This is a genomic window from Paraeggerthella sp. Marseille-Q4926 (assembly GCF_916618935.1).
In the GTDB taxonomy this organism is placed as follows: Bacteria; Actinomycetota; Coriobacteriia; order Coriobacteriales; family Eggerthellaceae; genus Paraeggerthella; species Paraeggerthella hominis.
On record NZ_CAKAKF010000001.1, the window covers coordinates 338,417 to 361,121 of the forward strand.

The 22,705-nt window shown below is 62.3% G+C and carries 21 protein-coding genes; 19 read left to right on the top strand and 2 right to left on the bottom strand.

All coding sequences use genetic code 11. The features are described 5' to 3' along the window. Positions 1–35: 35 nt before the first annotated feature. The 12 genes from ligA (at position 36) to LG373_RS01435 (ending at position 14,223) form a co-directional block, all read left to right on the top strand. Positions 36–2,195 carry an NAD-dependent DNA ligase LigA gene (gene ligA, locus LG373_RS01380; protein ID WP_225748783.1) on the top strand — a complete coding sequence of 720 codons (2,160 nt, stop codon included), beginning with the start codon at positions 36–38 and terminating at the stop codon, positions 2,193–2,195. A 179-nt stretch (positions 2,196–2,374) separates the two neighbouring features. Next, positions 2,375–4,024 (top strand): ABC transporter substrate-binding protein, encoded by a 1,650-nt coding sequence (locus LG373_RS01385; RefSeq protein ID WP_225748784.1) that lies wholly within the window; start codon positions 2,375–2,377, stop codon positions 4,022–4,024. Positions 4,025–4,040: 16 nt separating this feature from the next. Further along, on the top strand, positions 4,041–5,033 hold the full coding sequence (locus LG373_RS01390; protein ID WP_114567789.1) for an ABC transporter permease: 993 nt from the start codon (positions 4,041–4,043) through the stop codon (positions 5,031–5,033). Beyond that, positions 5,026–5,910, top strand: a complete 885-nt coding sequence (locus LG373_RS01395) for an ABC transporter permease (protein ID WP_225748785.1) — start codon at positions 5,026–5,028, stop codon at positions 5,908–5,910. The genes LG373_RS01390 and LG373_RS01395 overlap by 8 nt, the downstream gene beginning before the upstream one ends. Positions 5,911–5,926: 16 nt before the next feature. Then, positions 5,927–6,820 carry an ATP-binding cassette domain-containing protein gene (locus LG373_RS01400; protein ID WP_225748786.1) on the top strand — a complete coding sequence of 298 codons (894 nt, stop codon included), beginning with the start codon at positions 5,927–5,929 and terminating at the stop codon, positions 6,818–6,820. Between the two features lie 127 nt (positions 6,821–6,947). Then, the gene (locus LG373_RS01405; protein ID WP_225748787.1) at positions 6,948–7,553 is read left to right on the top strand and encodes an ABC transporter ATP-binding protein; all 606 of its coding nucleotides are present in this window, start codon (positions 6,948–6,950) and stop codon (positions 7,551–7,553) included. 257 nt (positions 7,554–7,810) lie between these two features. Continuing rightward, positions 7,811–8,719, top strand: coding sequence for an extracellular solute-binding protein (locus LG373_RS01410; protein WP_114567786.1), 909 nt, complete (start codon positions 7,811–7,813; stop codon positions 8,717–8,719). A gap of 120 nt (positions 8,720–8,839) precedes the next feature. Then, complete coding sequence (gene modB, locus LG373_RS01415) at positions 8,840–10,216, top strand: molybdate ABC transporter permease subunit (RefSeq protein ID WP_225748788.1); 1,377 nt, start codon at positions 8,840–8,842, stop codon at positions 10,214–10,216. Further along, the gene (locus LG373_RS01420) at positions 10,213–11,325 is read left to right on the top strand and encodes a sulfate/molybdate ABC transporter ATP-binding protein (protein WP_225748789.1); all 1,113 of its coding nucleotides are present in this window, start codon (positions 10,213–10,215) and stop codon (positions 11,323–11,325) included. Before modB ends, LG373_RS01420 begins: the two co-directional genes overlap by 4 nt. A gap of 155 nt (positions 11,326–11,480) precedes the next feature. Then, the gene (moaA, locus tag LG373_RS01425) at positions 11,481–12,482 is read left to right on the top strand and encodes a GTP 3',8-cyclase MoaA (RefSeq protein ID WP_216528919.1); all 1,002 of its coding nucleotides are present in this window, start codon (positions 11,481–11,483) and stop codon (positions 12,480–12,482) included. Positions 12,483–12,598: 116 nt separating this feature from the next. Next, positions 12,599–13,096: a cyclic pyranopterin monophosphate synthase MoaC gene (moaC, locus tag LG373_RS01430; protein WP_114567782.1), complete on the top strand. Its 498-nt coding sequence runs from the start codon at positions 12,599–12,601 to the stop codon at positions 13,094–13,096. Between the two features lie 206 nt (positions 13,097–13,302). After that, positions 13,303–14,223, top strand: a complete 921-nt coding sequence (locus tag LG373_RS01435; RefSeq protein WP_225748790.1) for a diacylglycerol kinase family protein — start codon at positions 13,303–13,305, stop codon at positions 14,221–14,223. A 111-nt stretch (positions 14,224–14,334) separates the two neighbouring features. Here the strand turns inward: LG373_RS01435 and LG373_RS01440 are convergent, their stop codons facing one another. After that, entirely contained in the window at positions 14,335–15,501 is a 1,167-nt protein-coding gene (locus LG373_RS01440; RefSeq protein ID WP_225748791.1) for a phosphoglycerate dehydrogenase, read from the bottom strand. Between the two features lie 281 nt (positions 15,502–15,782). Continuing rightward, positions 15,783–16,247 (bottom strand): bacterioferritin, encoded by a 465-nt coding sequence (bfr, locus tag LG373_RS01445; protein ID WP_114567779.1) that lies wholly within the window; start codon positions 16,245–16,247, stop codon positions 15,783–15,785. 236 nt (positions 16,248–16,483) lie between these two features. Here bfr and LG373_RS01450 point away from each other — a divergent pair, with 236 nt between their 5' ends. From LG373_RS01450 to ltrA, 7 genes are all read left to right on the top strand, one after another. Next, positions 16,484–17,284 carry a YebC/PmpR family DNA-binding transcriptional regulator gene (locus LG373_RS01450; RefSeq protein ID WP_114567778.1) on the top strand — a complete coding sequence of 267 codons (801 nt, stop codon included), beginning with the start codon at positions 16,484–16,486 and terminating at the stop codon, positions 17,282–17,284. A 266-nt stretch (positions 17,285–17,550) separates the two neighbouring features. After that, entirely contained in the window at positions 17,551–18,174 is a 624-nt protein-coding gene (gene ruvC / locus LG373_RS01455) for a crossover junction endodeoxyribonuclease RuvC (RefSeq protein ID WP_225748792.1), read from the top strand. Then, positions 18,171–18,761, top strand: a complete 591-nt coding sequence (gene ruvA, locus LG373_RS01460; RefSeq protein WP_225748793.1) for a Holliday junction branch migration protein RuvA — start codon at positions 18,171–18,173, stop codon at positions 18,759–18,761. Before ruvC ends, ruvA begins: the two co-directional genes overlap by 4 nt. Before the next feature lie 39 nt (positions 18,762–18,800). Beyond that, the gene (gene ruvB, locus LG373_RS01465) at positions 18,801–19,865 is read left to right on the top strand and encodes a Holliday junction branch migration DNA helicase RuvB (protein ID WP_216528915.1); all 1,065 of its coding nucleotides are present in this window, start codon (positions 18,801–18,803) and stop codon (positions 19,863–19,865) included. Between the two features lie 97 nt (positions 19,866–19,962). Continuing rightward, positions 19,963–20,463: a hypothetical protein gene (locus LG373_RS01470; protein WP_225748794.1), complete on the top strand. Its 501-nt coding sequence runs from the start codon at positions 19,963–19,965 to the stop codon at positions 20,461–20,463. A gap of 195 nt (positions 20,464–20,658) precedes the next feature. Then, positions 20,659–20,862, top strand: coding sequence for a cold-shock protein (locus LG373_RS01475; protein WP_102375198.1), 204 nt, complete (start codon positions 20,659–20,661; stop codon positions 20,860–20,862). 522 nt (positions 20,863–21,384) lie between these two features. Then, positions 21,385–22,587, top strand: coding sequence for a group II intron reverse transcriptase/maturase (gene ltrA / locus LG373_RS01480; RefSeq protein WP_225748795.1), 1,203 nt, complete (start codon positions 21,385–21,387; stop codon positions 22,585–22,587). Positions 22,588–22,705 lie beyond the last annotated feature (118 nt).

Here is a 22,705-nt window from a genome sequence, read left to right on the forward strand (position 1 = left end):
CTTCCCGAATAGCGGCGAAGGCGGGAGAAGCGACCATGGCAGACGAACAGCAAACCCTGCTCGACGAGCGTGCGCTCGCGGAAGCGACCAGCGATCCGGCGGCGCGCGTGGAGGCGCTGCGGCGCGAAATCGAGCATCATACTTATTTATACTACGCCAACGATGCGCCCGAGATATCCGATGCGGCGTTCGACTCGCTCATGCGCGAACTGCGCGAGCTGGAGGCGGCGCATCCTGACTTGATCGACCCCGCAAGCCCCACGCAGCGCGTGGGCGGCTACGTGGGCGACCAGTTCGCTCCCGTGCGCCATGCGCGCAGGATGTACTCGCTTGACAACGCCATGGATTTGGAAGAGTTGGACGCGTGGCTCGACCGCGTGGTCGAAGCGTTCGGCCGCATGGTGCCGGTGTGCTGCGAGCTCAAGATCGACGGATCGTCCATAGCCCTTACGTACGAAGGCGCGCGTCTGGTGCGCGCGGCGACGCGCGGCGACGGCACGACGGGCGAGGACGTGACCGCCAACATGCGCACGGTCAAGGACGTGCCGCTGCGCTTGCGCGAGCAGGGCATGGCGGGCTTGGTCGATCCGGACGGCTCCGTCGAGCTGCGCGGAGAGGTGTACATGCCGAAGTCGAGTTTCCAGTCCCTGAACGCGGCGGCCGAGGCTAACGGCAAGCAGGCGTTCGCCAATCCCCGCAACGCCGCTGCCGGCAGCTTGCGCCAAAAAGACCCCTCCATCACGGCTCATCGCGATCTGTCGACGTTCGTCTACGCGGTTGCCGACGAGCGCGGACTGCACGCCGCAGGGCAATGGGAGCTGCTGCAGTGGCTGCGCGAAGCCGGCTTCCACGTCAATCCCGACGTCGAGCTGTGCCAGACGGCCCAGGCGGTGCATGCGTTCTGCGAACGCGCGCTCGAACGGCGCGAGGAGCTGCCGTACGAGATCGACGGCGTGGTGGTCAAGGTGAACTCCTTCTCGCAGCAGGAATCGATGGGCTACACGGCGCGCGCGCCGCGGTGGGCTATCGCGTTCAAGTTCCCGCCCGAGGAAAAGACCACGCTTTTGCGCGACATCACCGTGCAGGTGGGGCGTACCGGCAAGCTTACGCCGGTGGCCGAGCTGGACCCGGTGGTCGTGGCCGGATCGACCGTTGCCCGAGCCACGCTCCACAACGAAGACGAGGTTCAGCGCAAGGACGTGCGCGTGGGCGATACCGTTATCATCCGCAAGGCGGGCGACGTCATTCCCGAGGTTCTAGGTCCCGTGCTGTCCCTCCGCCCGACCGACGCTGCGCCGTGGTGCATGCCGAGCTCGTGCCCGAGTTGCGCAAGCCCCGTCATTCGCGAAGAGGGCGAGGTGGATTTCCGCTGCATTTCCATCGATTGCCCGGCGCAGGCTTTGGAGCGCTTGCTCCATTGGGCGAGCCGCGGGGCTATGGACATCGACGGCATGGGCGAGGAGATCGTGTCGCGCCTGGTGGAGAGCGGGCGCTTGACCGACGTTGCCGATTACTACACGCTGGACGAAATGGAGCTTTCGCTTTTGGACATGGGTCGCGTCAACAAAGACGGCGATCCCATTCGGCTGGGATCGACCGTGGCCAAGAAGCTGGTGGCCGCCATCGACGAAAGTCGGACGCGCCCCTTCGCGCGCGCACTGTTCGGCTTGGGCATCCGCCACGTGGGCAAGACCATCGCCGAGCTGCTGGCTGCTGCGTATCCGAGCGCCGATGCGCTTATGAAGGCCACCGAAGAGGACCTGGCCGCCATCGACGGCGTGGGCCCGAAGATCGCGCGGAGCGCGTACCTGTTTTTGCGCACGCCTGACAACGTGGCCGTGATCGAGCGTTTGCGCAAGCATGGCGTGGCGCTGAAGGACGAAGCCGCTGCTGCTGGCGATCAGCTGCCCCAAACGCTTGCAGGCTTGACGTTCGTGCTGACGGGGTCGCTTGTGGAAAGCGGGATGACGCGCGACGAGGCGGGCGGCGCCCTGAAAGCGCGCGGCGCCAAGGTGTCGAGCAGCGTGTCGAAGAAGACCAGCTTCGTGGTGGCTGGCGAGGCGGCTGGCAGCAAGTACGACAAGGCGGTTTCCCTGGGCGTTCCCATCTTGGACGAAGCGGCGCTGCTGCGCATTCTGGAAACGGGGGAGGCGCCCGCCGCTGCGATCGGCGCAACCGACGCGATCGACGCGTAGGGTCCTGCGGGTCGCCTTGCCGTTCGCGGCGGGAAGCGCGCGCCTACCGAGGAAGTTACGATATGAAAGTCCGTAACACCCGGTACCCGTTTTGCATGCTATAGTGTGTTACGCAAATAGAAACCGTAACACTACAAGTGTGCGGGAAGCTACGCGCTTTATTCGCATGGGAGGTTTTCATGAACGGTATTACCCGAAGGGATTTCGCGAAGGCGTCGGCGGCTGGCGTTGCCGCGCTTTCGCTGGGCGGCTTGCTTGCTTCGTGTGCATCCGACAACAACGCGGCGTCCAAGCCCGAAGCCGGCACTGACGGCGCAACGGCGCCGAAGAACCAGGTGGTGGTGTCCATGACCACGGGATCGGAGCCAGCGGCGGGTTTCGATCCGCTGGTGTCCTGGGGCTGCGGCGAGCATGTGCACGAGCCGCTGATCCAATCCACGCTCATCACCACGAACGCCGATCTGGAGTTCGTGAACGACGTAGCCACGTCGTACGAATGCGCCCAGGACGGCATGACGTGGACGTTCAAGATTCGCGACGACATCAAATTCACCGACGGCACGCCGCTCAAGGCGTCCGATGTCGCCTTCACCATCAACGGCATCTTGAACTCCGATGCGTCGGAATGCGACCTGTCCATGGTGAAGGCCGCCGAAGCGCCCGATGACACCACCGTGGTGATCAACATGGCCAAGCCGTTCAATGCGCTGCTGTACACGCTGGCGGTGGTCGGCATCGTGCCCGAGCACGCGTACGGTAAAGAGTACGGAGCCAACCCCATTGGCAGCGGCCGCTACATGCTGGAGCAGTGGGACAAGGGCCAGCAGGTCATTCTCAAGGCGAACCCCGACTACTACGGGGAGGCTCCGCGCATGGAGCGCGTGGTGGCGGTGTTCATGGAAGAGGATGCGTCGCTTGCCGCTGCCAAGTCCGGCCAGGTGGACGTGGCGTACACCTCTGCGACGTTCGCGGCGAACCAGCCGAGCGGCTACGATTTGCTGAACTGCAAGTCCGTCGATTCCCGTGGCATCTCGCTTCCCGTAACGGCTCCGGGCGGCACGAAGAAGGACGAGAAGGGCGAGTACGCCGTGGGCAACGCGGTCACGAGCGATCTGGCCGTGCGTCGGGCCATCAACTACGGCGTCGACCGCGACAAGATGATCGATGCCGTGCTCGGAGGCTTCGGCACGGTGGCGTACAGCGTCGGCGACGGCATGCCGTGGTCGTCGCCCGATATGAAGTGCGCGACCGATCGGGACAAGGCCAAGAAGTTGCTCGACGATGCCGGCTGGGCCGCCGGTTCTGACGGCATACGCGCGAAGGACGGTACGCGCGCGGCGTTCGATCTGTACTACTCGGCCAGCGACACGGTGCGCCAGGCGATCGCGTCAGAGTTTGCCAACCAGATGAAGGAGCTGGGCATCGAGGTGTCTGTCAAGGGCGTGAGCTGGGACGATTTGTACCCGCATCAGTTCAGCGACCCCGTGGTGTGGGGATGGGGCACGAACGCACCCACCGAGATCTACAACCTGTTCTATTCCAAGGGCACGGGGAACTACGCCTGCTACCAGAGCGCTACGACCGACCGTTATCTGGATGAAGCGCTTGCTCAGCCGCGCGTCGAAGACTCCTACGAATTCTGGAAGAAAGCCCAATGGGACGGCAGCGAAGGCTTCGCGCCGCAGGGCGAGGCTCCGTGGGTGTGGTTCGCCAACATCGACCACTTGTATTTCGCGAAGGACAACCTCAAAGTGGCCGAGCAGAAGCCGCATCCGCACGGTCATGGATGGTCGCTCGTGAACAACGTCGACCAGTGGGCGTGGATGTAGCGTATAGTATTCGTTCATGCCCCGGTTCATCTTTCGGAACATAGCGAAGTTCGTCTTGCTCATGATTGCGGTGAGCCTGGTGACGTTCGTCCTGGTAAGCGTATCGCCGGTTGATCCGGTGCAGGCGAACGTGGGCCAGGCCGCCTACATCAACATGAGCGAGGCGAAGCGTGCGCAGCTGGCGGAGTACTGGGGCGTGAACACGCCTTTGTGGGAGCGGTACGCGAACTGGGCGTCCGACTTCCTGCGCGGCGATATGGGCACGTCCCTGCGCTACAACGCGCCGGTGGCCGACGTCATCGGCACGCGCGCGCTGAATTCGCTTGCGCTCATGGCAACTGCTTGGGCGGTCAGCGGGGTGCTGGGGTTCGCCTTGGGCATTTTGGCGGGCGTGAACCGCGGCAAGCTGGTCGACCGGGTGGTGAAGGGGTACTGCTTTTTGCTGGCGTCCGTGCCGACGTTCTGGCTCGGCCTGGTGTTTCTTATCGTGTTTTCCGTGTGGCTGGGGTGGTTCCCGTTCGGCTTCTCGGTTCCCATCGGCGTGTCTGCGGCGGACGTGACCTTTGCCGACGCGCTTCATCATCTGGCGCTTCCCGCCCTCACGCTGTCGGTGGTGGGCGTGGCCAACATCGCGCTGCACACGCGCGAGAAGACCATCGACGTTTTGGAAAGCGATTACGTGCGCTTCGCTCGAGCGCGCGGCCTTTCCACGTGGGGCGCCGTTCGCCGGCATGGCTTGCGCAACCTGGCGCTTCCCGCCCTGACCTTGCAGTTCGCGTCGATTTCCGAGATATTCGGCGGGTCGGTGCTGGTGGAGCAGGTGTTCTCTTATCCGGGGCTGGGCCAGGCGGCCGTGACGGCCGGCCTGGGCGGCGACGTGGCCCTGCTGGCCGGGATCGCGCTTTTCTCGGCGGCGTTCGTGTTCGGCGGCAATTTGATTGCCAACGTCTTGTACGGCGTGGTCGATCCGCGCATGCGACGTTCGGAGAAAAGGGGGTCCCGTGTCTGATCTGGCTCGCATAGCCGGTGAAGCGCCGGCGCCCGTGCTCTATCGGCCTCGCAAGGCGCGCGTGGGCAATCGGAGGCTGACGCTGGCGGCGTTCGCGGTGGCCGTGGCTGCGCTTGCGGCCATCGTGGCGGCGGGTCTTGCGGTGACCGGCTCCGCCATGGACACCGATTTCGCGCTCAAGAACCTTGCGCCTAGCTGGGAGCATCCGTTCGGCACCGATTGGATGGGCCGCGACATGCTGCTGCGCACGTTGGCGGGCCTGTCAACCAGCGTGCTCGTGGGCTTGCTGGCCGCGGGCGTCTCGTCGGTGATCGCGCTGGTTCTGGGCGCGGCCGCCGCGCTGGGCGGCAAGAAGGTGGACGCTGTCGTTACCTGGCTTATCGACCTGATGATGGGCGTGCCGCACATCGTGCTGCTCATCTTGATATCGTTTGCGCTCGGCAAGGGCTTTTGGGGCGTGACCATCGGCGTCGCGATCACGCACTGGCCGAGTTTGGCTCGCGTCGTGCGCGCGGAGATCCTGCAATGCAAGGAATCGACGTTCGTGGCCGCAGCGCGCAAGCTGGGGCAAAGCCCTGCGCGCATCGCCGTGAAGCACATGCTTCCCTACGTGCTGCCGCAGTTCTTGGTGGGGCTTATCCTTTTGTTTCCCCATGCCATCCTGCATGAGGCGGCCATTACGTTTCTCGGATTCGGGCTGCCGCCCGAGCAGCCTGCCATCGGCGTGATCCTCAGCGAATCGATGGGCTACCTTTCGGCCGGCATGTGGTGGCTGGCGGTGTTTCCGGGCTTGGCGCTGATCGCGACCGTGCTGCTGTTCGACGTGGCGGGCTCGAACCTGCGCAAGCTGGTCGACCCGTACAGTTCGCAGGAATAGGGGGCGACGAGCGACTATGGAGCACGAGCTGACGCAACATGCCGATGCGCAGACCCACCATCATCACGCGCATGCAGAAGCGTCCCGGCACGATCACGGGCACCACCTGCTGCAAGTGGAAGACCTGAGCATCGGATTTCGGATGTACGAAGAGGACGTTTCGTTCTTTCGAGCGAAGCAGCGCGAGGTCGAGGTCATTCGAAGCCTGAGCATTTCGGTGCACGTGGGGGAGATCGTTGCCGTGGTGGGCGCGTCGGGGTCGGGCAAGACGCTCTTGGCCGATGCGGTGTTGGGGCTGTTCGAGCCGAACGCCACCGTGCGCGGCCGCATTTGGTTCGACGGCCAGCTGCAAAGCGCGTCCGCGCTCGCGCATGTGCGCGGGCGCGGGATTTCCCTGGTTCCCCAAAGCGTGAATTACTTGGATCCGCTTATGAAGGTGGGCAAGCAGGTGGAAGGGTTTGCCCGGACGGGCGCAGCGCGGTCCGAGCGCCGCCGCAGGCGCGAAGAGCTGTTCGAGCGGTACGGCCTTTCCGCGGAGGTTGCGAACCTGTATCCCTTCGAGCTGTCCGGGGGCATGGCGCGCCGCGTGCTTCTGTGCTGCGCGCTCATGGACGATCCGCGCGTCATCATCGCCGACGAACCGACGCCTGGCCTTGATTTGGACCTAGCCGTTCGCGCGCTCGACGATTTCCGCGCTTTCGCCGATGCGGGCGGCGGCGTCATGCTCATCACGCACGACATCGAGCTGGCTTTGCGCGTGGCCGACCGCGTGGCGGTGTTTCGCGACGGGACGGTGGTGGAGGAGACGGCGGTTGCGAACTTCGCTTCGCCCGACTTGCTGCAGCACGAGTTCAGCCGTGCGCTTTGGCGCGCGTTGCTGGAGCACGGTTTTGAAGAGGGTGAGGTTTGATGCTGGCGATTCGCTCGAATGCGGACTGGAGCCGGTGCCGATACGGGAAGGCCGAGGGCGCGGCGGGGTTTCGCTCCGTCGTTTGCACGACGGTATGCGCGACGCTTGCGACGGACGGAGGCGCGCCATGCTAGAGGCCTGCGGCATTTCCTATGCGTATCCCGGGACCGCCCGATTGCTGTACGAGGGGTTCGACTTGGCGGTTGCGCCTGATGAGCGCGTAGCCTTGTCGGCTCCTTCCGGATTCGGGAAGACGACGCTGTGCCGGTTGCTGGCCGGGTTCGAGCAACCGCAGGCTGGCCGGATCTTGGTGGACGGCAACCCGTTGCCCGATCGCGGGGCCAGCCCCGTGCAGATGATCTGGCAGCATCCGGAAACGGCTGTGGACCCGCGCATGCGCATGCGGAAAACACTTGAAGAAGCGGGTCCTGTATCCGAAGATCTCCTTGACGACCTGGGCATCCAGCGTCGTTGGCTTTCCCGGTTTCCTCATGAGCTTTCGGGTGGGGAGCTGCAGCGGTTCTGCATTGCCCGCGCGCTGGCGGTGCATCCGCGTTACCTGATCGCCGACGAGGTGTCCACTATGCTCGATGCCGTGACGCAGGCTCAGATCTGGCGCTTTTTGGTGAACGAGACGAAGCGCCGGGGCATAGGCCTGGTGTTCGTATCCCATTCGCCGGCGCTTACCGACCGCATTGCTACGCGCGTGGTGGATTTGACCGGGCGAAGTTGATAAGTCGGGCAAAGCTCTGTCGGCCGAAAGTCCGGGGGCTTGGCCGCTATGCAGCCTGGTGACCTGCTTGGTTTGCCTATCGTTTCCTCTGATCTTTTTAGAGAACATTTCCAATTGACTATATCTTCTTTTAAGAATAATATAAGGAACAGTCTCGGGTCTGCGACTGATTCCGTACGGTAGCTGCGGCTGCCGCTTGCTTGGCAGGCGCGGTGGATCCGGGGGATAGTCAAGAGAAGGCGCGAGAAAGGGATTTCATGAAGAAGCATACCCGCATCATGCTTGCAGCGGCGTGCGCGTTCGCCATGGTGGGCGCATTCGCCCTCTTCGGCTGTTCGTCCGAGCCGAAGGCCGAAGAGCCTCAGAACGCGGAAAACCAATCCAACGCAGAATCGCACGAGGCCGTGGAGCTGCAGATATTCGCGGCGAACTCGCTGTCGAAGGCCATGGAAGAGGTTCAGGCCCTGTACAAGCAGGACCACGGCTGGGTTTCTTTCGCCGACACTCAGTACGAGGCTTCCGGTACGCTGAACGAAATGCTGGGAGCCGGTTCGTATGCCGACGTGTTGATTACGGCGTCGAAGGCCACCATGGATACGGCCGTGAATTCCAACTACGTTGACGCGGCGACCCGTTTCGACATGTTCACTAACGAGTTGGTGCTGGTTACGGGCGAGAACAATGCCGCCGTCTCCGACATCAAGCTGGAAGATCTTTCGGCCGGGACCTACACGCTGGCCGTAGGCGACGCCAACGTTCCGGCGGGCAACTATGCCAAGCAGGCGCTGTCCACCACCGAACCGCCTTGCTGGATCAGCGCCGATGGCGCCGTCGGCAAGGAATCTTCCGGCAAGGAGGGCACCTTCGAGGGCACGCCGCTTGCAGGCAAGGTCACCGAGGGGTCCTCGGTGGGCAACGTGTGCTCGTACGCCAATTCCGGCGACGTGGATCTGGCTATGGTGTACAGCTCGGACGTATACCGCTTCGGCGGCGTGAAGATCGTGGGCACGGTTCCTGCGGATACGCACAAGAAGATCCTGTACCCTGCGGCGATCTGCGCCGATTCCAAGAATCCTGCAGCTGCTCAGGAGTTCTTGGACTGGGCCTTCACCAACGAGGGCGCCATCAAGATATGGCAGGAATGGGGCTTCGAGCTGGCAGCCTAGCGGACTCGCCAAGCTGGGGGCGCATGCAACTTTACAAGAAGGATGGGAGGGCCGGGTCTTCCCATCCTTCTTCTTTGTGGTACGATCGCGAAATCCGTGCGACGTGAAAGTGGGATCAAGATGGGAAAACGCATAGGCGCCTTCTTGCTGGCGGCGGCTTTGGCCTTCGGCGTTGCAGGCCCTTCCGTCGCGTTTTGCGACGAGCCTGCGGATGGCGGTTCGTCGGTCGAAACGTCGTCGGATACTGGAGGCGTGGTCGTTTCGGCTGAAGGCGAGTCCGCTCTGATCGAGGGCGCGACGTTCGCCGTCGACCAGTTTTCCCGCGCTCAGAAGGGCTCGAACCGCGAATTGGACGGACGCTACCTGGGCTACAGCTACTATCAGGGAAGCTCTGCGGATTACGCGGTCGCCGTAGCCTCCGAGGAATACGTCGTGGTGTACGTCCCGCCGTCTGCGCACGGGCTGTGCGACGTTGCCGACCCTACGTCCCAAAGTCAGCTGCGGGAGTACTTTCTTGCGCTTGACAAGGCCGCCCTCAACGGCGGCGTTGTGATGAGCGCCGACGTTCCCTGGCATTTCACGGACAAGCCCAGCTTCACGGTGGGCGGCATCGTGTACAGCTTCGCCGTCGAGGTCGGCACGGGAAAGTACTACGTCACGGCTATCGGCGAGGACGGTTTCGACGTGGTGTCGACGGCGGTGGACGGGCTGGTTCGCCCGACGCACGTCGACTTTCTCAAGATCGTCGAACCCGGTGCCGTCGACATAGCTCCGCCCGCAACGGGCGTGGCGTCGCTCGTCGAGTTTCTGCGCGGCATAGACTTGTCGCCGCTGTGGGTCACGCTCAAGACCACCGGCACGGCTATCGTGTTCATCTTCGTGCTGGGGCTTGTCGCGGCGTACTTCAGCCTGCGCATCCCGAAGCGCGCGCAGGACATCGCCGACGCCGTGTTCACCATTCCCATGGTGCTGCCGCCTACGGTGTGCGGCTTTCTCCTGCTGCTGGCGCTTGGAAAGAACACGGCGCTGGGACAGTGGTTCATCGACATAGGGTTCCCGCTTATCTTCAGCTGGCCGGCAACGGTCATCGCGGCGGTCGTGGTGGCGTTTCCCCTGATGTACCGCAGCGCTCGCGGTGCCTTCGAAAGCCTTGATCGAAACATGCTGGATGCCGCGCGCACGCTCGGCTGGTCCAATCGCAAGATATTCTTCAAGCTCATGATGCCGCTTTCATGGTCGTCCATCGCGGCGGGGACGGTGCTCTCGTTCGCCCGCGCTTTGGGCGAGTTCGGCGCCACGTTGTTCTTGGCCGGCAATTACGTTGGCGTTACGCGCACGGTGCCCATCGCCATCTACTTCGAGTGGATGAGCGGCAACGTGGACGTGGCGCTGTTCTGGACGTGCGTCATTTTGGTATTCAGCTTCGTGGTCATCCTGTTCATCAACTTGTGGGGACGGCGCACGACGAAGTATCGGCGAGGAGTTGATGCGCTATGAGCCTTGAGGTTGCTATCAAGAAGAAGTTCTCGTCGTTTCAGCTGGACGTGGCGTTCGAGGCGGGCGACGAGACGTTGGGCTTTCTGGGGGCGTCGGGATGCGGGAAGAGCCTGACCATGCGCTGCATTGCGGGCATCGAAACTCCTGATGAGGGACGTATCGTGGTGAACGGGCAAGTGTTCTTCGATTCCGAGCGCAACATCAATTTGAAGCCTCAGGCGCGCAAAACGGCCCTGCTGTTCCAGAACTACATGCTGTTTCCCAATCTGACCGTGGCGGGCAACGTGGGCGCGGGCATCGGGCGGGACGTGCCGAAGGCCGATCGGGCGGCGCGCGTTGCCTCGGAGCTCAAGCGCTTCGGGCTGGAAGGGTTCGAGACCCGCTACCCTGCGCAGTTGTCCGGCGGCCAGCAGCAGCGCGTGGCGTTGGCCCGCATGCTGGCCGCGCGACCGGGCATTCTCATGCTGGACGAGCCGTTTTCCGCCTTGGACGCGCACCTGAAGAGCGTGCTCGAGCAGAACCTGGTCAGCCTGTTCGACGCGTTCCACGGAACCGTGCTGTACGTGAGCCACGACATCGACGAGGCGCTGCGCTTCTGCGATCGCATCGCTGTGGTGGAGTCGGGGTGCATCGTGGAGATGGGGACGGGCGACGACCTGGTCAATCGTCCACAATCGACGGCGGGCATCAAGCTTTCCGGCTGCAAGAACGCCACGCCGGCGGAGCGCGCGGGCTCGCATCGGGTATGGCTGCCCAAGTGGGGCATCGAGGTTGACACGCAAGACGAGGTGCCGCAAAACGTGGAGACGCTTGGCGTGCGCGCGTTCTTCCTCGAACGGGCGGAGGGGCCGGGCCCCAATGCGTACCGGGTGCGGGTCGACCGAGTGAGCGATTCGCGCTTCGAGCGAACGGCGCTGCTGGGATTTCTCGATCGAGACGATCGGGCCGTGCCTACGGTGAAGCGTACCGACGATGAGATGAAGTACCTGCACCAGCACCTGTTCTGGCGCGTGGACAAGCTGACCGTTGCCGCGGACAAGCTGCCGCGCGAAGGCGACGAGCTATGGATGCGCATTCCGTCCGACAGGGTGTACCTGGTGGAGAAGTAGGACGACGGAGCCTCCCGAAGCGGGAGGTTTCGTTTTCTCGGACGCGCGATCGGTTGCGATCGGGCTTCTGTGGTGCGATTGCGAAAGAAGTTCGACTCATAATGCTGGATCATGTCCTATACTATATCCTCAGACGAGAAGGGAGCGTGGTCTCCATGAAGGATACCCATGGTCGTACCATCGATTACTTGAGGATATCGCTGACGGATCGCTGTAATTTCCGTTGCATTTACTGCATGCCCGAAAAGGGCGTTCAGTCGCTTGCCCACGAGGACATCCTGCGCATCGAGGAGATAGAGCAGGCGGTGCGCGTGGCGGCCGGAATGGGCATCAGGAGCATCCGCTTGACCGGCGGAGAGCCGCTTGTTCGTCTGGGCGTGGCTGATTTGATTCGCGCTATTTCCGATACGCCCGGCATTGAGAACGTGTCCATGACCACGAACGGCGTCTTGCTGCCCAAGATGGCGGACGAGCTGAAGAATGCGGGATTGTCGCGCGTGAACATTTCCCTGGACACGCTCGATCCCGACCAGTTCCGCCAGGTCACGCGCCGAGGCGAGCTCCAGCAGACGCTCGACGGCATCGATGCGGCTTTGGAGGCTGGGTTCAATCCCGTCAAGATCAACGCGGTGGCCGTGCGCAGCTTGGACCAGGACTACCTGGCTTTCGCGAAGCTTTCGATCGATCGGCCGCTGCACGTTCGCTTTATCGAGTACATGCCCGTCGGCGAAAGCTCTGGCGGCCACGGGTGCGGTTGGGGCAAAGAGGACGTGGTTCCAAGCGAAGAGCTGTTCGACATCATCAACGAGCGTGCTCGTGCTGCGGGCATGGACGAATTGGTTCCTGCCGGCACCGATCGCCCGCTTGGATGGGGTCCCGCGCGCTACTTCGAGTTTCCGAACGCGCAGGGTACGGTGGGCTTCATCAGCCCCTTGTCGCGCCACTTCTGCAGCGAGTGCAACCGCCTGCGCCTGACGGCTGATGGCAAGCTTCGTCCGTGCCTGTTCTCGGACGACGAGTACGATTTGCGCACCGCGCTGCGCGAGGGCGGCGAAGCCGAGCAGCGCGCCGTGTTCGCGCGCGCGTTGGGGGCGAAGCCCGACGAGCACCACGACAAGGTGGGCACCGAAAGGGGCATGAGCCAAATTGGCGGGTAGCGGCTTTCGGCAATCCGCGGATTGCCGAGCCGTGTTTTCCGTTCGCCCTTCTTGCAGGCTTGCGAGTGCCAGCCTGCGGTTTTCAACCTGTGAGTTCACGAACCAAGGAGCACCTTATGACCGATCAGCACCTCACCCATATTGACGAGAACGGCGCCGTGCGCATGGTTGACGTGTCGCAGAAAGCCGACACCGAGCGCGTTGCCGTGGCGGAGGGGTTCATCGCCATGCAGCCTGAAACGCTTGCGCTCATCGTCGAGGGCAAGGCTGCGAAGGGCGACGTGCTGGCGTGTGCGCGCGTGGCCGGCGTGATGGCCTCGAAGCGCACGAGCGACCTTATTCCCATGTGCCATCCGCTCAACATCACGAAGGCGAAGGTCGAGTGCGCCCCCGTAGCCGAAGGGGAGCGCGCGGACGGGCTTGTGGGCGTTCACGTGACGACCACCTGCGGCGTTACCGGAAAGACGGGGATCGAGATGGAGGCGCTGACCGCGGCCAGCGTGGCGTGCCTTACGATCTACGACATGTGCAAGGCCGTCGATCGCGGCATGGAGATCATGGACGTGCGCCTGCTCAAGAAAGACGGCGGAAAAACCGGTCTGTGGGAGCGCTGAGGTTTCGCGCGGACCGCATAGGGCGCACAGGGCTTGCCAGGTGCGCGGAGGCGGGGTCGAGCATTGCTGCTCGGCCCCGATTGTCGGGCGGGTTTGAGATTGAACGCATCTGCCCGGCGGCTTCTTTGCCGAGGTATCCCTTTCGCCTATAATGCGAAACCTATCGGGGCGCTATGCCCCTGCTTTTCGGGAATGGAAGGATCTTCATGTCGCCATCCGAGGGAACAATTCTGCTGATCGCGAATCCTGCGGCGCAAAACGGCAACGGAGCGGCGGCTGCCGACCGAGCGGCCGCCGCCTTGCGTGCGCAGCTGGGCGAGGATCGGGTGGTTCTTGCTCGCACGGCGGGTCCGCGACATGCGTCCGAGATCGCCGAGCGTGCCGAGGGTTGTTCGACCGTGGTCGCATTGGGCGGAGACGGCGTTATCCACGAAGTAGCCGGCGGGTTGCTTCGAAGGCCGCTCGATCGTCGCCCTGCGCTGGGGGTCGTTCCCGTGGGGTCGGGCAACGACTACGCGCGCACGTTGGGCATGTCGCACAAGGTTGACGAGGCGTGCGCGCAGGTGCTGGCGGCGCAGGCTCGTCCGGTGGACGTGGGGCGTGTGAACGACGATTGGTTCCTTGAAACGCTTTCGTTCGGATTGGATGCCGCCATCGCTCACGATACGGTGGATCGTCGCGTGCGCACGGGGCGGACGGGCGCGCTCCTCTATATGGAAAGCGGCGTCGACCAGCTGCTGCACCATCTTGATCTATACCGGTATCGCGCTTCTTTCGACGGAGGCAAGGCTGTCGACTCGCAATCCATCATGTTCGCCGTGCAGATCGGGCCGTATTACGGTAGCGGATTCAAGATTTGCCCGGATGCGCTTGTCGACGACGGGTTCTTGGACGTTTGCATTGCGCATCCTCCCGTGAGCGTTGCGCGCGCTCTGTACATCTTCATGCGCGCCAAGGATGGCAAGCATGTGGGGTTCAAGCAGGTCGAGCTGCGGCGCTGTCGCACGTTGCGCGTGGAATTCGACCAGGCGCCGCCCGCTCAGGTGGACGGCGAGCGCCTGAGCGGGCGCACGTTCGACATTTCCGTGGACCGAGGCGCCTTGCATGTGCTGATGCCCATGGCGTGAAGCCGGGTGGTCCGCGCCCACAGCATCAGATCGGCCGGTCCCGCAAGGTTCGCGGAGCCGGCCGATGGCGCTTTGGCGAGTTCTTTGATGCGACGGCGAATAGGCGAGGCGCTACTTCACCACGCGGACGCGACGGACGCCCTCGATGGCGGCCAGCTTCTCGACGGCGGCGTCGGGAGCGGCGGCGTTCAGGTCGAGCAGGGTGTAGGCGGCTTCGCCTCGCGCTTTGTTCGTCAGGTTATCGATGTTGACGCCGGCATCGCCGAACACGTTCGTGATCTGGCTGATCATGTTCGGCACGTTCGCGTGCAGCACGGCCACGCGGCCGCCCTCGGCCGGGCAGGGACCCATGTCGCAGGCCGGGTAGTTCACCGAGTTCACGATGTTGCCGTTTTCCAGGTAGTCCATCGTTTGGCGCACGGCCATGACGGCGCAGTTGTCCTCGGCTTCGGCGGTCGAGGCGCCCAGGTGCGGCAGCACGATGGCGCGCTCCATCTTCATGACGGCGGGGTTGGCGAAGTCGGTGACGTAGGCGCCCACCTTGCCTGCGGCGAGCGCGGCGGCCATGGCCTCGTCGTTCACCAGCGTGTCGCGCGAGAAGTTCAGGAACACCGCGCCGTCTTTCATGAGCGAGCAGGCGCGTTCGTCGATCATGCCGATGGTGCCTTCCATGGCGGGCACGTGGATGGTGATGTAGTCGCACTCGCGCAGCAGGTCGTCCAGGTTCGTTACGTGGCGCACCGAGCTGGACAGACGCCAAGCTGCGCCTACCGATACGTACGGGTCGTATCCGTACACGTCCATTCCCAGGTCGATGGCTGCGTTCGCCACCAGAGCGCCGATGGCTCCCAAGCCGATGACGCCCAGCTTCTTGCCCTGGATCTCGCGTCCGGCGAACGCCTTCTTCGCCTTTTCGGCGGCTTTGCCGATATTGGGATCGTCCGCATTGTCGCGGCACCAGGCGATGCCGTCCACAATGCCGCGGCTGCCCAGCAGCATGCCGCACAGCACCAGCTCCTTTACGGCGTTCGCATTGGCGCCGGGGGTGTTGAACACCACGATGCCCTCTTCGGCGCAGCGGTCGAGCGGGATGTTGTTGACGCCGGCTCCCGCGCGGGCGATTGCCAGCAACTCTTGCGGGAACTCCATGTCGTGCATGGCCGCGCTGCGAACCAGGACGCCTGCGGCCTGGGACAGGTCGTCGGTCAGGGCGTAGTCGTCGGTCAAAAGGTCGGTTCCGTAGGCGGAAATGTTGTTCAGGCAGTGGATGTGGCGCATGGCGTCTCCTTCGAAAGGTGAAGCGCGGCGGCTTCATCGCCCGACCGCCGCAGTTTTGGCACAACGGTTTCATACTGCGTTCGGCGTTTGCCGTTGTCAACAAAAACCATGCGTACGTCACTTTAGGCCGGTGGAGTGGTTGCTGGGAAGCCAGCGCGGCTCGGATTGCGGGGCGCTCGAGCCCTGCGCAGCAAGGTGGGAACGCTACGCTCGCGCGAGCAGCCGCCGACCCCGCGAGGGATGGGCGGCTGCTCGCACTGCTTGGCGGTTTGCCCGCGGCTCTAGTTTTGCGTGGAAAGGAAGATCTGCAAGGACATCTGCTCTATCTGGTCTTGAAGGTCTTCAAGTTCGTCAACGTGGCTGTCTTCGTCCTGCAGAATGGACATCAGCATGTCGCGCGTGGCGTAGTCGAGCACCTGCCCGGCAAGCACGATGGCTTCGTTGTAGTCCCGCACCGTGTCGATTTCCGCTGCATGGTCGTTGTCGATTTGCTGGGGGACGGTTGCGCCGATCTTGATCTCGTTGAGGTTGGACACGATGGGCGTCCCTTCGAGGAACAGGATGCGTCCGATGAGCATTTCCGCATGCTTCATTTCCGCGATGGCTCGTTTCTCGAAACGTGCGTGCAGCTTTTCGTAGCCCCAGTCCTCGCACATTTCGGCATGGACCATGTACTGGTTGACTGCGGTCAGCTCTCCGGCGAGCAAGTCATTCAACGCTTGGATGAGTTCTTGGTTTCCCTTCACGGCGGTGCTCCTTCCGTTGATGTTGCCGGGGGTCGTCGAAAACCCTCGTCTTTAACGATTGTATGGACTCGGCTAGCGTCTGCGGGCATGCGTTCGGTATCGTAGGCGTGCTGTGGCCATCTTGATACCGATCGATATTTTCAACCGTGTTTTTGAAAACCCTGCAAATGCGAACAGGGGATAAGGCGTGTGTGCTAAAATAAGCGGCTGGTATTGCAACATCGGAAGGGACGCATATGTCAGGGCATTCTAAATGGGCAACTACAAAGCATCGCAAGGCTGCGCAGGACGCTAAGCGCTCGGCCTTGTTCTCCAAGCTGTCGCGCAACATTACGGTGGCAGCCAAGGAGGGTGGCGACCCGAACCCCGACAACAACGCGTCGCTTGCTGCCGCCATTGAAAAGGCCAAAGGCTACTCTTTGCCGAAGGACAAGATCAAGGTTGCTATCGACAAGGCCTTCGGTTCGGGCAAAGATTCCGCCAACTACGAGACGGTCGTCTACGAGGGCTACGGCCCGTGCGGCGTGGCCGTCTACTGCGAAGCGCTGACCGACAACCGCAACCGTACGGCTGCCGATGTGCGCGCGGCGTTCAGCCATTCCGGCGGCAACCTGGGCACCTCGGGCTCGGTGGCGTTCATGTTCGAGCGCAAGGGCCAGATCATGGTGGCGAAAGAGGTCGAGACCGGCGATAAGAAGAATCCCGTGAGGCCCAACGGCGCTGCAGCCGACGAGGAAGAGTTCATGTTGGCCGTGGCCGAGGCCGGCGGCGACGACTACGAGGATGCCGAGGACGAGTGGATCGTCTACACGGGTCCGACCGATCTCATGGCCGTGAAGAAGGCTTTGGAAGAGGCTGGCGTCGTCACGAAGGGCGCCGAGCTGACCATGGAGCCCACCACGCCTGCGGCGGTGAGCGTGTCCGACGCGAAGAAGGTCATGCGCTTGGTGGACAAGCTGGAAGAGCTCGAGGATCTTCAGAACGTCTACCATGCTATGGACATCACCGAAGAGATTGCCGCCGCGCTCGACGAATAGCGCATGCAGCATACGATCAAAGCCGCCGCGATCAGAGCATCTGCGGCGGCTTTTTTGTTTTCCAGGTCGAGGTTCGACCGCGCGGAAACGCTGCTGCGTCTTGGATGCGACGACGTTCGACGGGTTGTGCGCTTTGTCGAGTCAAGCTTGATATTTTCCCTCGGTTCGTTTCGTTTTGTGATAGGATGGGAACGAACATACGTTTGTACTATATAACGATGCGCTTGCGGCCGCGTAGCTGCGCAAGCGTGGTGGGAAAGGGTCAAATGACGCAGGTGCAGCGAACGATTCTCGGTATCGATCCCGGTTTGGCCAACACCGGCTGGGGAATCGTGTCTCAGTGCGGGGCGCGTCTTTCCTGCGTCGCGTACGGCTGCATCTCCACTTCGAAGGATATGCCGCTGGCGCATCGCCTCATGAAGATACATCGCCAGATGGGCGCGGTTATCGCCCGTTTCGAGCCAACGTGCGCAGGCGTGGAAACGGTATGGTTCGGCTCGAACACCCAAAGCGCGTTCGCCACGGGTCAGGCGCGCGGGGCTGCATTGGTTGCATGCGCCGAGCGAGATCTTCAGGTGGGGGAGTTTTCTCCCAGCCAGATAAAGCTTGCCGTCGTGGGAACGGGCTCTGCTGACAAAGACCAGGTGCAGTACATGGTGCGTCAGCTTTTGGCGCTTGAGGCCGTGCCTCGTCCCGACCACGCAGCCGATGCGCTGGCTGCTGCGATCTGCTTTACCACTCATGAGGGTTTTGCGGATCGCGCGCGATCCGCGCAGGCGGCGGGTCGCATCGCTTCGCTTCGGCAGGATCGCGAAAGCTGCCCGACGCGTGCAGCGGATGTTGCCCCGGCACGGTTTTCCGTGCCATCTTCCGGAAAGGAGACGGCATGATCGCATTTTTGAAGGGCACGCTTGCCGGAAAGACTACGACGACGGCGTATATCGAGGTGAGCGGCGTTGGATACGCCGTGGGAATGTCCCAGGCAAGCTTGTCGAAGCTGCCGGAAGCGGGGTCTGCGGTTGAGGTGCATACGTACCTGCAGGTTCGCGACGACGGGCTTTCGCTGTTCGGATTCCTCTCCCTTGAGGAGAAGGCGCTGTTCGAGCGCTTGATCAGCGTGAGCGGCGTGGGACCGAAGGTCGCCTTGGCGGCTCTTTCGTCGTTCACGCCGTCCGGGTTGGTTTCCGCCATTTCGGCACAGGACGTAGTGGCGGTTCAGCGGATTCCCGGCGTGGGGAAGAAGACGGCTTCCCGCATCATCCTCGAACTCAAGGGATCTCTCGATCAGGGATTGGCGGGGCTTTTCGACGAAAACGAGGCTGCGCCGGTTCAGGCCGAGAGCCTGAAGGGCGCGCACGAGGCGCTTCTGTCCATGGGCTTTACGGCGGCGGAAGCTGATCTTGCGTTGAAGGGATCGCCCGAAGGTGCCGACGAGGGCAGGCTGTTACAATACGCATTGAAGCGTTTGGGCGCGTAAAGAAGCGCGCGACTACCGGTGCAAGGCGGAATGGACGGCATGACACGCGAAGACATCGAAATAGAGGGCCTGGTGTTCTCGGCCGAAGACGCGACCGCGCACGGTGCGCCGCGCACGGTCGCGCCTGATCTGACGGAAGACGATCTGGCGCTCGATCGTAGCCTGAGGCCGAAGCGCTTGGGTGATTACCTGGGGCAAACGAAGGTCAAAGAATCTCTTGCCATTTTGATCGAAGCGGCGCAGGCGCGCGGTGACGTGGTCGACCACATCCTGTTCTCGGGGCCTCCGGGCTTGGGGAAAACGACGTTGGCGACGGTGGTCGCCAACGAGTTGGGCGCGAATATCAAGACGACGAGCGGTCCCGCCATCGAACGTACGGGCGATCTGGCGGCCATACTGACGAACCTCGAAGAGGGTGACGTCCTGTTCATCGACGAGATACACCGCCTGAACCGCATGGTCGAAGAAGTTCTGTACCCTGCTTTGGAGGACTTCGCGCTCGACATCGTGGTGGGGAAGGGTCCCGCCGCGCGTTCGATTCGCCTGGATCTTCCTCGATTCACGCTGGTGGGCGCTACCACGCGTACCGGGCTGCTGACCGGTCCTTTGCGGGATCGTTTCGGCATCGTGTTCCGGCTTCAGTATTACACGCCCGCAGAACTGGGTTCCATCGTGCAGCGTTCCGCGTCTATTTTGGGGGTCGACATCGCGCAAGACGGTGCGCTGGAAATCGCTCGTCGCAGCCGAGGGACCCCACGTTTGGCGAACCGCCTGCTCAAGCGCGTACGCGATTGGGCGCAGGTTCGCGGCGACGGCATGATCGACGAGGACGTCGCTGCGCAGGCTCTAAGCTTTTTCGAGGTGGATGCCCTGGGCTTGGATGCGGTGGACAACCGTATTCTGGAGTTACTCGCGGTGCAGTTCGGAGGTCGTCCTGTGGGACTCACCACGCTGGCCTCGGCGTTGTCGGAAGACCCCGATACGCTTGAAGACGTGTACGAGCCGTTTCTTATGCAGCAAGGCCTTATGATCCGCACGCCGAAAGGCCGTCAGGCTACGGAGCGAGCGTATCATCATATTGGAGTGCCCGCTCCGACTGCTTGACGGATGCGGATTAGAGCGCGAAGCCGGTTTGCAATCGACGGGGCCGCCGACGCGACCTGTCGGGTGCGCTGCCCCTTCGCTTTGAAAGGATGCCGCCATGCTTGAGCAAGACTATCTGATGCGCATTATCCTGCAGTTCGCAGAGATCGTCCGTCGCAGCTGGACGAAGGCGAAAGACGAGCACGACCCCAAGCGAGCTGCTGATATGTTGGAGGATGCCGCAGGCCAAGCCACCGATATGGACGGGGCGGCTTTGCTCTCGCTCGCTCCCGAGTCCATTGCGTCGGTGATGCAGATATCGGGAGTCGACCCGCGGGTCACCGAGTACATCGCCCGCAGCTTGCTTCTGGCTTCGGGCTATCTGCGCGAAGCCGGCGAGTTCGAGCTTGCCGCCGTGCGCGAGGGGCAGGCGCGCGCCATAGCCGCCGAATACGGCTTCGAGCTGCCAGCCAGCCCCGAGGATCTGGCGTTGCTCATGGACGAGGTCGATGCCGAGTTGGCGCAGGCTGCGGAGCCGTCTTTGGCCACCATGGGGTTCGAGGGTCCTGCCGAGCTGGCGGATCCGCTTGTCGAGAAGGCGAACGGGCAGCGGGAATAATTCGAATGGAGCGCTTGTATTTGCTCGTTTGATCAACGAAACGGTAAAAAAGGCGCTAAAAGAAGATTCCCAGACCTTTTCACTGTTCCATAGCGTATAGTAGACACGTGCCCTCGAGGTGAGGGCGAGTGTTGCGGCCATGCAGCACACAGTGTTACCTTCTCGAGGGATCGGGAAGAGGAAAGAGGATTTAAAATGGCGGAAGGTACTGTTAAGTGGTTCAACCCCGAAAAAGGCTATGGCTTCATCTCCCAGAATGATGGCGAAGACCTCTTCGTGCATTTCTCTGAGATCAAGATGGACGGCTTCAAGACCCTTGACGAAGGTGCTGCAGTGCAGTTCGACGTCACGACCGGTCAGAACGGCAAGCTCCAGGCCAGCAACGTGACGAAGGCATAAGCAGACTAACTTATAGAATGCTGAAATGGCCCCGCAAGATGCGGGGCCATTTTTTTTGGTGCGCCGAGCATGGCGCGCTTTCTAATGGGTGAAAGTCCCTAGCACGCCCGGCAGTGGGAAGTGCATAGCCAATGGCAAGGGTGTCCATCGTGAGGTGGAATCTGAAGGAAGCCGGATGGCGAATCTCTGGCCTGACGGACAGAAATCACATCAGGCATTTCTAGGTGGGTAAGGCTGCCAAACAAGCTAAAGCCCCAAAACTGCACGGAACCTAGAGTGTAGATGTGGCAGGTAGGTGGAGAGAAAGAAGCGTGCCTTACCTCGGGAGGCCTCATGGACGCGAACGCGATGAACTTCGTGCTCGTGGAGTAAAGCTTGCCATGAGGAGTCAGCAGAAGCCATAGTACTCGGTGCGTTGCCAGCGCCAAGGAAGGGCTGAACCGTTAGCGGTGCAAGTAGAAGGGAGGTTACCTTACGGGCGCGGTAAACGACAGCCAACTCACACTGTGGGGCTTGCAGGCGATGGTACTTGCGGAACAAGGAGAGCGGCCTGAAGCGTCGAGCGCTCAAGGGATAACCCCTGCCGAAAGCGCCAGCGTGCAGTGTCCGGCGGATTTGCTGGAGAGGATCGTCGATAAGGGCAACATGCGGCATGCCTACGGGAAAGTTCAAGCCAACAAGGGTGCAGCCGGTATCGACAAGATGGGCGTTGCGGAGATGCGCGACTGCTTCAAGCAGCACTCAGATGAACTCTTCGATCAAATCAAACAGGGGAAATACGCCCCAAGCCCGGTGCTTCGGGTGGAGATCCCCAAGAAGGAGAAAGGACGGGTAAGAAAGCTCGGAATACCCACGGTGGTCGACCGCGTGGTGCAGCAGGCTATCGTCGCCCAGCTGACCCCGCTCTTCGAACCTAAGTTCAGCGATTCGAGCTACGGGTTCAGACCGAAAAGAAGCGCGCACGATGCGCTTCGCGCTTGCAAGCGTCATATTGATGCGGGATATGGCTGGGCGGTCGATATGGACTTGGAAAAGTTCTTCGACACGGTATGCCAATCGAAGCTCATCCAGATCTTGTCGGAAACCGTGACCGACGGGCGCGTGGTGTCGCTCGTGCACAAGTACCTCAACGCGGGCGTCATGGTGGGCGGCGATCTGGAGGAAACGAGGGCGGGCATGCCGCAAGGAGGACCGCTCTCGCCGCTTTTGTCGAACATCATGCTCAACGAGCTTGATCGCGAGCTGGAGCGGCGGGGCCACCGCTTCGTCCGCTACGCTGACGACTGCATGATCTTTTGCAGGTCGAAGCGCGCGGCAGAGCGCGTCTGCGAATCCATCGTCGGCTTTATCGAGAAGAAGCTCTTTCTCAAGGTGAACCGAGACAAGACGGATGTGGCTCGCTTCAACGAAGTGAAGTACTTAGGGTATGCCTTTTACCGCAGCAAAGGGGAATGTCGTTTTCGCGTGCATCCCAAGAGCGTCAAAGCGATGGAAGAGCGCATCAAGGAACTCACCGCCAGAAGCAACGCCATGTCCAACGAGTACCGGCCGCGAGCAGCAACGTGGTTCGTGCGAGGATGGGTCAACTACTTCAAGCTGGCGGACATGAAAAAAGCTGTTGCAAGGGATAGACAAGTGGATGCGCAGACGCATTCGCATGGTCTACTGGAAGCAGTGGAGGCGTATACGCACCCGCTTCAAGATGTTGCAGAGATGCGGCATTGAGAAGGGGAAAGCGTGGGAGTTCGCCAATACCCGAAAGAGCTACTGGCGGACGGCTGGCAGCGCAATCATGCAGCGAGCCGTCGGAACCGAGCAACTGCGTCGTAAAGGCTATCTGTTC

Coding starts and splice junctions, on each gene's coding strand:
- LG373_RS01400 (WP_225748786.1), top strand. CDS start 5,927: ATGGAGCACGAGCTGACGCAACATGCCGATGCGCAGACCCACCATCAT.
- LG373_RS01390 (WP_114567789.1), top strand. CDS start 4,041: ATGCCCCGGTTCATCTTTCGGAACATAGCGAAGTTCGTCTTGCTCATG.
- LG373_RS01450 (WP_114567778.1), top strand. CDS start 16,484: ATGTCAGGGCATTCTAAATGGGCAACTACAAAGCATCGCAAGGCTGCG.
- LG373_RS01435 (WP_225748790.1), top strand. CDS start 13,303: ATGTCGCCATCCGAGGGAACAATTCTGCTGATCGCGAATCCTGCGGCG.
- LG373_RS01440 (WP_225748791.1), bottom strand. CDS start 15,501: ATGCGCCACATCCACTGCCTGAACAACATTTCCGCCTACGGAACCGAC.
- LG373_RS01405 (WP_225748787.1), top strand. CDS start 6,948: ATGCTAGAGGCCTGCGGCATTTCCTATGCGTATCCCGGGACCGCCCGA.
- moaA (WP_216528919.1), top strand. CDS start 11,481: ATGAAGGATACCCATGGTCGTACCATCGATTACTTGAGGATATCGCTG.
- ruvA (WP_225748793.1), top strand. CDS start 18,171: ATGATCGCATTTTTGAAGGGCACGCTTGCCGGAAAGACTACGACGACG.
- ligA (WP_225748783.1), top strand. CDS start 36: ATGGCAGACGAACAGCAAACCCTGCTCGACGAGCGTGCGCTCGCGGAA.
- ltrA (WP_225748795.1), top strand. CDS start 21,385: ATGGTACTTGCGGAACAAGGAGAGCGGCCTGAAGCGTCGAGCGCTCAA.
- LG373_RS01410 (WP_114567786.1), top strand. CDS start 7,811: ATGAAGAAGCATACCCGCATCATGCTTGCAGCGGCGTGCGCGTTCGCC.
- LG373_RS01420 (WP_225748789.1), top strand. CDS start 10,213: ATGAGCCTTGAGGTTGCTATCAAGAAGAAGTTCTCGTCGTTTCAGCTG.
- LG373_RS01470 (WP_225748794.1), top strand. CDS start 19,963: ATGCTTGAGCAAGACTATCTGATGCGCATTATCCTGCAGTTCGCAGAG.
- LG373_RS01385 (WP_225748784.1), top strand. CDS start 2,375: ATGAACGGTATTACCCGAAGGGATTTCGCGAAGGCGTCGGCGGCTGGC.
- LG373_RS01475 (WP_102375198.1), top strand. CDS start 20,659: ATGGCGGAAGGTACTGTTAAGTGGTTCAACCCCGAAAAAGGCTATGGC.
- ruvB (WP_216528915.1), top strand. CDS start 18,801: ATGACACGCGAAGACATCGAAATAGAGGGCCTGGTGTTCTCGGCCGAA.
- moaC (WP_114567782.1), top strand. CDS start 12,599: ATGACCGATCAGCACCTCACCCATATTGACGAGAACGGCGCCGTGCGC.
- modB (WP_225748788.1), top strand. CDS start 8,840: ATGGGAAAACGCATAGGCGCCTTCTTGCTGGCGGCGGCTTTGGCCTTC.
- ruvC (WP_225748792.1), top strand. CDS start 17,551: ATGACGCAGGTGCAGCGAACGATTCTCGGTATCGATCCCGGTTTGGCC.